Source organism: Pseudomonas nitroreducens (assembly GCF_010994165.1).
Classification (GTDB): domain Bacteria; phylum Pseudomonadota; class Gammaproteobacteria; order Pseudomonadales; family Pseudomonadaceae; genus Pseudomonas; species Pseudomonas nitroreducens.
The window spans coordinates 1-1,480 of the sequence record NZ_WMBX01000011.1 but is presented as its reverse complement, the minus strand read 5'-3'; the positions used below and the strand labels follow the sequence as shown (position 1 = coordinate 1,480).

Below are 1,480 nucleotides of genomic sequence, written 5' to 3'. Positions count from 1 at the left end.
TCGTCGGTGCCGTCGCAGACGATCACCATCCCCGAGTGCTGGGAGAAGCCCATGCCCACCCCGCCGCCATGGTGCAACGAGACCCAGGTGGCGCCGCTGGCGGTGTTCAGCAGGGCGTTGAGCAGCGGCCAGTCGGACACGGCGTCGGAGCCGTCGCGCATGGCTTCGGTCTCGCGGTTGGGGCTTGCCACCGAACCTGAGTCGAGGTGGTCGCGGCCGATCACGATCGGTGCCTTCAGCTCGCCGCGGCGGACCATTTCGTTGAACGCCAGGCCGAGCTTGGCGCGCTGGCCCAGGCCGACCCAGCAGATGCGCGCCGGCAGGCCCTGGAAGCTGATGCGCTGCTTGGCCATGTCCAGCCAGTTGTGCAGGTGGGCGTCGTCCGGGATCAGTTCCTTGACCTTGGCGTCGGTCTTGTAGATGTCCTCGGCGTCGCCGGACAGCGCGGCCCAGCGGAACGGACCGACGCCACGGCAGAACAGCGGGCGGATGTAGGCCGGGACAAAGCCGGGGAAGTCGAAGGCGTTGGCGACGCCCTCTTCCTTGGCCATCTGGCGGATGTTGTTGCCGTAGTCGAAGGTCGGCACGCCCTGCTTCTGGAATTCCAGCATGGCGTTGACGTGCACGGCCATGGATTGCTTGGCGGCCTTGACCACGGCGGCCGGGTCGGTCTGCGCGCGGTCGCGGTACTGCTCCCAGGTCCAGCCGGCCGGCAGGTAGCCGTTGAGCGGGTCGTGGGCGGAGGTCTGGTCGGTCACCATGTCCGGGCGCACGCCGCGCTGGAGCAGCTCCGGGAGGATTTCCGCGGCGTTGCCCAGCAGGGCGATGGAGATGGCCTTGCCTTCGGCGGTGTACTGGGCGATGCGCGCCAGGGCGTCGTCGAGGTCCTTGGCCTGCTCGTCGACGTAGCGGCTGGCGAGGCGGAAGTCGATGCGGCTCTGCTGGCATTCGATGTTCAGCGAGCAGGCGCCGGCCAGGGTCGCGGCCAGCGGCTGGGCGCCGCCCATGCCGCCGAGACCGGCGGTGAGCACCCACTTGCCTTTCAGGTTGCCGTCGTAATGCTGGCGGCCGGCCTCGACGAAGGTTTCGTAGGTGCCCTGGACGATGCCCTGGCTACCGATGTAGATCCACGAGCCGGCGGTCATCTGGCCGTACATGGCCAGGCCCTTGGCATCGAGCTCGTTGAAGTGCTCCCAGTTGGCCCAGTGCGGCACCAGGTTGGAGTTGGCGATCAGCACGCGCGGGGCGTTAGCGTGGGTCTTGAAGACGCCGACCGGCTTGCCGGACTGCACCAGCAGGGTCTCGTCTTCATTCAGTTCTTTCAGGGTGGCGACGATCTTGTCGTAGCACTCCCAATTGCGCGCGGCGCGACCGATGCCGCCGTACACCACCAGCTCCTTGGGGTTCTCGGCGACTTCCGGGTCGAGGTTGTTCATCAGCATGCGCAGCGGCGCTTCGGTCAGCCAGCTTTTGGCGTTCA

1 protein-coding gene is annotated in these 1,480 nt (G+C 67.5%); it reads right to left on the bottom strand.

The genetic code is table 11. The features are described from left to right. A partial coding sequence (gene hutU / locus GJV37_RS29440) for a urocanate hydratase (protein ID WP_193453271.1) occupies positions 1-1,480 on the bottom strand: 1,480 nt, incomplete at both ends.